Raw genomic sequence first — 6,891 nt, forward strand, 5'->3', positions numbered from 1 at the left:
AACGGGCACAGGTCGCCGGCGTGTTGCGCGTCGGCGTCGGGTGCGGGGTGGTGCGGCGAACCGGCCAGTGCCTGGGCGAGCTCGGCTTCGGCGGCCTGCGCGCCCGGGTCGGCGCTGCGATGGACGCCCGCGAGCGCCGGCGCATCGCCGAACAACGCGCCGTGCCCGCTGCAGATCGACAGGTCGACGCCGCTCCCGCCCGTGCTCGGGGCGAGCATCAGGCCGGGCGGAAGCAGCAGGCGGAACGCGACGATCAGCAGCAGCCACGAGGCCAGCGCCGGATGCGTCAGACGCTGCGCGAGCAGATGGCGGAGTCGGAGCATGGCGCGCATTTTAGACGCATCCCTCGCGATTCGTAATGAATCCGTCAATCGCGCTTGCCGGGTTATGAAAATATCCGCGCGCCGCATGGCGGTGGCGATCAGCCGTCGGATGGCGTGAACGCTGCTCCCCGAAACACGCGCACCGGGTTGCCGCGCGCCACCTCGCCATGTTGCCGATGGCGCGTGCGGCGCGCGTTCAGGGCCTGCTGCTCGGCCTCCTGCTGCAAGCGCCAGCCGAGCAATTGCAACGCCAGCCGCCGGTTCGCGTGCTGACTGCGCTCGCTTTCCACGCGCACGGCAATTCCGCTGGCCAGATGCGTGGCGCGGATCGCCGACGCCGTCTTGTTGACATGCTGGCCGCCGGGGCCGCGCGCGCGCATCGCCTCGAAGCGCACCTCGCCGTCGGGCGGCGGGGGCGTCGCGGCGCAGCGCGCCACGCCGATGAACCAGTTGCGGCGCGGATGCCGCGCGCGAAACGGGCTCGCGCAGATCCATTGCAGCGTGCCGGTCCAGCGTGCGGCAAGCGCGTCGGCGGCGGCGTCGCGGTCAGGCGGTTGGTCGGCGTTGCTGCCTGATTCGCCGCCGAGTTCGACCAGCAGCGAGCGGAACGTGCCCGGGCGTTCGCCCGGCACGTCCTCCAGCACGGTCAACGCCACCTGCGCGGCGTCGGCCTCGATCTGCAATTGCCGCAACGCATGCGCCACCGCCAGTTGGCATTCGAGCGGGCCGTGGGCGGACGTCAGATGAAGCAGCATCAGCAACCCTCCCCGGCGGTCTTGTAGGTCAGCACCGGCGCGAGGCGCGCCAGGCGTCGCACGAGGCCGGCCGCCTCGAGCGCGTCCACCACGCTGTCGATCGGCTTGTAGGCCTGCGGCGCTTCCTCGTACAGCAACTCGCGGTTCTCGCAGATCACCTGGCTGCCGAGGCGCGTGCGCGTCAGTTGCGACGGCGAAAAGCGCGCTTCGAGCCGGCCCCGGCAATCGCCGCGCGCCCATTTGCGGCCCGCGCCGTGCGCGAGCGAATCGAGATGCCCGGCGTCGCCGCACGGCAGCGGCTGCACCAGGTAGCTGTAGTCGCCGCGCGAGCCGGGGATCACCACCGGCCCCGCGTCGGCCGGCGTCGCGCCCTTGCGGTGCAGCCAGCCCGGCGTGCCGCCGAGCGTGACGCGGCTCAGGAAGTTGTGATGGACGTCGAGCAGCGGCGCGCCTTCGCTGCGCCAGCGCGCCAGCATGCGCCGCGTGATCAGCTCGCGGTTGACGCGCGCGTAGTGCAGCGCGGCGTCGTGCCGTTCGAGATACGCGGCGCATTCGGCATCGGTTTCGTCGAGGCCGCCGTGGCCGTGCGCGTGCGTGTGCTGTTCGAGGATCGCTTGACCGAACCCGCGCGAGCCGCTGTGCACGAGCAGCAGCAGGCGCTCCGGCGCGATGCCGAGCGCGTGCAGCGCGGCTTCGTCGTGGATGCCGTCGAGTTTCTGCAACTCGGCGAAGTGGTTGCCGCTGCCGATCGTGCCGAGCGAGGCCGCGAAGCCGTGATCGGCGAGGCCGGCCGCGGCGAGCCGCGGTTGCCAGCTTGCATCGAGCCGGCCGTCGATCGAGCCGAGCTGCTTCGCGAGCTTGGCCGTGCTGCTGCGCCGCGCGTCGAGCGCGGTTTGCCACAGCGCCATGCCGCAGCCGATGTCGCCGCCGATCAGCGCCGGATACAACCGGCCCGTCGAGAAGAACGCCGCGCCGACCGGATAGCCGCGCCCGGGATGCAGATCAGGCATGCCGGCGACGCGCTGCATGCCCGGCAGCGTGGCCGTGTGTGTCAGTTGCCGGATCGCTTCGCCTTCGATCCAGGTTGCCGGGGACGCGCACAACGTGACGCCGTCCGCCAGCTTTTGCAGGGGAGTGCCCATGAGTGATTCCGTTCGAGAAGATAGAGAACGGCGGGCCATGGACCGGGCGGCGCGCACGCAGGCGCGGCTCGATTCGAGGTGGGGACATCGGCGTGCCGCGCCGCGCACGGCCGCTCGCGACGATCCGAATCGATCGGACAGTTAGGATGGCGAACGGCGCGGCGGGAAGCGAGGGCTGCTCGAGCGCTGGCCGACATGGGATGTCGGCGGGGCGGCAAGACAGCTTGACGCGATCGACCCGGTTACGACCCGCAACGGGAGGAGAGCAGGCGTGACGTCATGGGGCGGTTCTCCTTGGCAGGTCGGGTTGATCGGAAGGGCTTGAATCTAGCACGCGCACTTTTCGGCCGGCAAGCGCCGCGCGCCGGAGCGTGGCGCGCGCGCATCGCGCGCTGATGCCTGGCTCATGCGCGGTTCACTTCAGATACGAGCGGATCACCTGCAGCACCACCTCGGCTTCCTCGCGGCGTTTCTCCTCGTCGATCTCCTTGATGACGTGCTCGCGCATATGGCCTTCGATGACCGAGGACATCAACCCGTTCGCCGCGCCGCGGATCGCCGCGATCTGCTGGAGGATCGCGACGCAGTCGCCGTCCTGATCGAGCTGGGTTTCGAGCGCGCGCAGTTGCCCCTGCATCCGCCGGACCCGGGCCAGCAACTTCGGTTTGTCGTGAATCGTATGCATGTCGGATAGCGTTTTTATACTGGGGGGGAGTATACTGCGCTCCGTTCTCCAGTCTCTTGGAACGTGGAAATGACTGATTTTTCGACCCTGCTGCAACAGGGCAATGCCTGGTTGTTCGTGCCCAGCGCGATTCTGTTGGGTGCGCTGCACGGGCTCGAGCCCGGCCATTCTAAAACGATGATGGCCGCGTTCATCGTTGCGATTCGCGGCACGGTGGGGCAGGCGGTGCTGCTGGGGCTGTCGGCGACGCTCTCGCACACCGCCGTGGTGTGGGCCGTGGCGATGACGGGCCTCTATTTCGGCCGCAACTGGCGCGCGGATGCGGCCGAGCCGTACTTTCAGGTGGCCTCGGCCGCGATGATCGTCGCGATCGCGGCGTGGATGCTGTGGCGCACCTGGCGCGAGCAGCGCGCCGCGCATGCGCATCATGATCATGATCACGCGCACGGCCACGATCCTCACCACGACGCGGCGCGGCTCGTCGACACCGGCCACGGCGTGGTGCGGCTCGAAATCTTCGAAGACGGCGTGCCGCCGCGCTTCCGGCTGTCGAACGTCGGCCGGGGCGGGCAGGCGTGGCCCGCGAGCCAGGTGGCCGTGGCAATCGCGCGGCCCGACGGCAGCGGTCAGACGTTCCGCTTCGTGCAGCGCGACGGCTTCCTCGAATCGGCCGACGTCATTCCCGAGCCGCATGCGTTCACGGCGCACCTGCAGCTCGGCCATGGCAACCACAGCCACAGCTACGAGGTGGTCTATCGCGAAGGCCACGCGCACGCCGGGCTCGACATCGGCGGCGACGGCTACCAGGACGCCCACGAACGCGCCCACGCCAACGACATCAAGCGCCGCTTCTCGGGCGGTGGCGTCACCACCGGGCAGATCGTCATGTTCGGCTTGACGGGCGGGCTGGTGCCGTGCCCGGCGTCGATCACCGTGTTGCTGCTGTGCCTGCAACTGAAGCAGTTCACGCTTGGCGCGGCGCTGGTGCTGTGCTTCAGCATCGGGCTGGCCGCGACGATGGTGGCTTCGGGCGCGCTGGCCGCGTTGAGCGTCAAGCATGTGTCGAAGCGCTGGGGCGGCTTCGGCGATCTCGCGCGCAAGGCGCCGTATGTGTCGGGCGGGCTGATCGTGCTGGTCGGCCTGTATCTTGGCTATCAGGGCGTGGCGGCGCTGGTCTGAGCGCAACCCGCGCGTTTCTCGGAAGGATCCATGGCAGTCAAATCACCGTGCGTCGAACTGTGCGCGTTCGACGGCAAGACCGGCTTGTGCACCGGGTGCTTCCGCACCCGCGAGGAGGCGCGCGCCTGGAAGGGCATGACCGATCATCGCCGGCACCAGATCATCAACGACCGGCCGCGCCGGCAGGCGAAGGTGGCGCGCAATGCGCCAGTTTCGAACGATGAGGCGTGAGCGGCGACGCGCCTGTTGCGACGCACAGGGAGGGAGAAGCGTCGCCGGGCGCAATGGCGAGCGGGTTGGCGGCGGTGCGGCCGCGGGCGTTGCCGGCCGAGGGGCCGGCCGCGCGCGACGCACCCGATCGCCGACCGCGCCACGCGCCGCATCGTCGGCCAATCCCCGCTCAACCACGCACCGGCTCGTCCGCTCACTCAGCTCACTCAGCTCAACCGGCTCACCCAGCTCACCCAGCTCACCCAGCTCAACCAGCTCAACCCCTCACCGGCTCACCACCGGCCCCAACACCCGCCGCACGACCGGCAACCCCGCCGCCGCGAACAGCGCCAGCCCGGCCGCCGCGCCGAACAGCGGCGCGCCGTGCCCCGGCGTGTAGTGCATGAACGACGGCAGGCATTGCCCCGCGAAGATCGCCATCGACAGGTTGCCGAGCGCGCGCCCGCGCCGGTTCGCCGGGCTGGCCTCCACCGTCATGTGATTGACGAGCGGAATCGACAGCCCGAAGCCAGCACCGAGCGCCACCGCGCCGGCCACGAACGGCGCGAGCGACGCGGCGCCGGCGAACGTGCCGTGCGCGGCGGCGTAGGCGAGAAACGCGATCGTCAACGTGACGGGCGCGCCGAGCCGCGAACTGATGCGCGGCATCATGGCCGCCACGCCCACCGCCACCAGCGACACGAACGCCAGAAAATAGCCGGTGCCCGCTTCGCCGATGCCGAGCTCGTGAAAGCGCAGCGGCAGCACGATCACGGCCGAGAAGAAACACGCCATCGACAGGAACGCCGCGCAATAGATGGGCTTGAGCGCGTCGGGCAAGGGCGCGTCGCTCTGCGCTTCGTGCGGCGCGCCGGCCGCCGTCCGCTCGTCGGGCACGAAGCGCAGCACGCAGACGAGCAGCCCCCACGCCACCGCGTATTGCAGGAACGGATACCACCAGCCGCGCACGGCCAGCCAGCCGCCGAGCATCAGGAACGCCACGCCGCCGAGTTCGATCGCCATCCCCTGGCGCGCGATCATCGCGAGCCGCTGGCGATCCGCGTAGAACGCCGAGATCAGCCCGGTACCGGTGGCCATCACCAGCGCCGTCGCGCCGCCGAGCAGGAAGCGGCTGCCCAGCACGGCGTACGGCCCGTGCAGCAGCGCGCCGCCCAGTCCGAGCGCGCCGTACATCGCGAGGCCGAGCAGCAGCGCGCGGCGCAGGCCGATGCGATCGGCGATGCGGCCCGCGATCGGCCCGAGCGCCACCACGCCCACCGACGGCATCGTCACGAGCCAGCTTTCCAGCCCGCTCAGGCCCAGTTGCAGCGACACGCGCTGCAAACCCGGCACGATCGCGCAGCCCACCATGATGGTCAGGCAGGCCACGCTCAGCAGCGTGGCTTCGCCCGCTTTTCCCAATGCTTGTTTCATGACGTCCGATCCTTGACGGCGCTTGCCGCCTGTTTTACGATGTCCACTCAGTGAGACAAATGTTTCGATATATGGAACAGAATAAAAAACCATCGCCACGTCGTCAAGGCGCGGCCGGCGCGCGTGCGTCGAATCCGGCATCGCGCGACGCAGCGGACTCACATTCGAGCGAAGGCGAGGGCGCGGCCGGCAAGCAGGTGATCGCGCGCGCCGCGGCGGTGCTGCGCGCGCTCGAAGGGCAGGTGGGCGGGCTGTCGCTGGCGCAGATCGCGCAGGGCGCGAACCTGCCGCGCAGCACCGTGCACCGGATCGTCGCGGCGCTGGAGGCGCAGCAGATGGTGATGTCGGGCGCGGGCGGCGTGCGGCTCGGGCCGGCGCTCGCGCGGCTGGCCGCGTCGGCGCATACCGATCTGGTGGCGGTGGCGCGCCCGCACGTCGAGGCGCTGAGCCAGCGCACGCGCGAAACGGTCGACCTGTGCCAGTTCCGCGGGCAGCACGCGATCAGCGTCGATCAGGCCGTGTCGAACCAGGAGTTGCGCGTGGTGTCGCCGGTCGGCACCGCGTTCCCGGCGCATTGCACGGCGCACGGCAAGGCCTTGCTGGCGCGCCGCAGCGACGACGAGGTGGCCGCGCTGTTCGCCGCCGGCATGCCGAAGCGCACCGGCGCCACGCTGGCCAGCCTCGACGCCTTGCTGAAGGAGCTCGCGCGCGTGCGCAAGCTCGGCTACGCCGTCGACGCGCAGGAGCACGCCGAAGGCATGTGCGGTATCGGCGTGTGGCTGCGCACCGGCCTGCCCGACGATTACGCGCTCGCGATCGCCGTGCCGGCGCTGCGTTTCGAGCGCCAGCGCGAGGGTTTGCTGTCGGCGCTCATGCAGTGCAAATCCGAGATCGAAACGCTGATGCACACGGCCGCCGCGCGCTGAATTCGTGTCACACTCGCGCGCATGACTTCCCGCCCACCGCCTACCGCTTCCCATCCCGCGTCCTCGCTCGAATCGTCAGCTTCGTCCGCCTTCCCCGACGCCGACGAGCTGGCCATGCTGCGCGCGTGGTACGAGGGCATGTCGGTGCGCGGCGCGGCCGAGCGTTATCTCGGCGACCGGCTCGGCGAGGGCCGCTCCGCGCGCGGCGTGCTCGGCGCGATCCGCCGCCGGCTGGTG

8 protein-coding genes and 1 pseudogene are annotated in these 6,891 nt (G+C 70.4%); 4 read left to right on the top strand and 5 right to left on the bottom strand.

The window, feature by feature from the left end:
• The 4 genes from G3N92_RS28895 to G3N92_RS28910 form a co-directional block, all read right to left on the bottom strand.
• Window positions 1-323 (bottom strand): hypothetical protein (locus G3N92_RS28895; protein WP_206130993.1); only part of this gene is annotated, 323 nt, incomplete at its 3' end.
• Between the two features lie 98 nt (window positions 324-421).
• Complete coding sequence (gene prfH / locus G3N92_RS28900) at window positions 422-1,078, bottom strand: peptide chain release factor H (protein ID WP_339385830.1); 657 nt, start codon at window positions 1,076-1,078, stop codon at window positions 422-424.
• Entirely contained in the window at window positions 1,078-2,220 is a 1,143-nt protein-coding gene (locus G3N92_RS28905) for an RNA ligase RtcB family protein (protein ID WP_206130994.1), read from the bottom strand. The genes prfH and G3N92_RS28905 overlap by 1 nt, the downstream gene beginning before the upstream one ends.
• Before the next feature lie 415 nt (window positions 2,221-2,635).
• Window positions 2,636-2,905, bottom strand: a complete 270-nt coding sequence (locus tag G3N92_RS28910; protein ID WP_206130995.1) for a metal/formaldehyde-sensitive transcriptional repressor — start codon at window positions 2,903-2,905, stop codon at window positions 2,636-2,638.
• A gap of 69 nt (window positions 2,906-2,974) precedes the next feature.
• Here G3N92_RS28910 and G3N92_RS28915 point away from each other — a divergent pair, with 69 nt between their 5' ends.
• Both G3N92_RS28915 and G3N92_RS28920 read left to right on the top strand, forming a co-directional pair.
• Window positions 2,975-4,084: a nickel/cobalt efflux transporter gene (locus G3N92_RS28915; protein ID WP_206130996.1), complete on the top strand. Its 1,110-nt coding sequence runs from the start codon at window positions 2,975-2,977 to the stop codon at window positions 4,082-4,084.
• A 30-nt stretch (window positions 4,085-4,114) separates the two neighbouring features.
• A complete protein-coding gene (locus G3N92_RS28920) occupies window positions 4,115-4,315 on the top strand; it encodes a DUF1289 domain-containing protein (RefSeq protein ID WP_206130997.1) in 201 nt (66 codons plus the stop codon).
• A 264-nt stretch (window positions 4,316-4,579) separates the two neighbouring features.
• Here the strand turns inward: G3N92_RS28920 and G3N92_RS28925 are convergent, their stop codons facing one another.
• A complete protein-coding gene (locus G3N92_RS28925) occupies window positions 4,580-5,728 on the bottom strand; it encodes an MFS transporter (RefSeq protein ID WP_206130998.1) in 1,149 nt (382 codons plus the stop codon).
• Between the two features lie 71 nt (window positions 5,729-5,799).
• Here G3N92_RS28925 and G3N92_RS28930 point away from each other — a divergent pair, with 71 nt between their 5' ends.
• Both G3N92_RS28930 and G3N92_RS28935 read left to right on the top strand, forming a co-directional pair.
• Entirely contained in the window at window positions 5,800-6,654 is an 855-nt protein-coding gene (locus tag G3N92_RS28930) for an IclR family transcriptional regulator (protein ID WP_206130999.1), read from the top strand.
• A gap of 21 nt (window positions 6,655-6,675) precedes the next feature.
• Window positions 6,676-6,891, top strand: a pseudogene (locus tag G3N92_RS28935) (integrase); the annotation flags it as partial.

The sequence above is a fragment of the Burkholderia sp. Ac-20379 genome (assembly GCF_017104645.1).
Taxonomy (GTDB): Bacteria; Pseudomonadota; Gammaproteobacteria; order Burkholderiales; family Burkholderiaceae; genus Burkholderia.

Excerpts from the sequence above, each read along its gene's own strand:
- prfH (WP_339385830.1), bottom strand. The coding sequence starts at position 1,078 with ATGCTGCTTCATCTGACGTCCGCCCACGGCCCGCTCGAATGCCAACTG.
- G3N92_RS28905 (WP_206130994.1), bottom strand. The coding sequence starts at position 2,220 with ATGGGCACTCCCCTGCAAAAGCTGGCGGACGGCGTCACGTTGTGCGCG.
- G3N92_RS28910 (WP_206130995.1), bottom strand. The coding sequence starts at position 2,905 with ATGCATACGATTCACGACAAACCGAAGTTGCTGGCCCGGGTCCGGCGG.
- G3N92_RS28915 (WP_206130996.1), top strand. The coding sequence starts at position 2,975 with ATGACTGATTTTTCGACCCTGCTGCAACAGGGCAATGCCTGGTTGTTC.
- G3N92_RS28920 (WP_206130997.1), top strand. The coding sequence starts at position 4,115 with ATGGCAGTCAAATCACCGTGCGTCGAACTGTGCGCGTTCGACGGCAAG.
- G3N92_RS28925 (WP_206130998.1), bottom strand. The coding sequence starts at position 5,728 with ATGAAACAAGCATTGGGAAAAGCGGGCGAAGCCACGCTGCTGAGCGTG.
- G3N92_RS28930 (WP_206130999.1), top strand. The coding sequence starts at position 5,800 with ATGGAACAGAATAAAAAACCATCGCCACGTCGTCAAGGCGCGGCCGGC.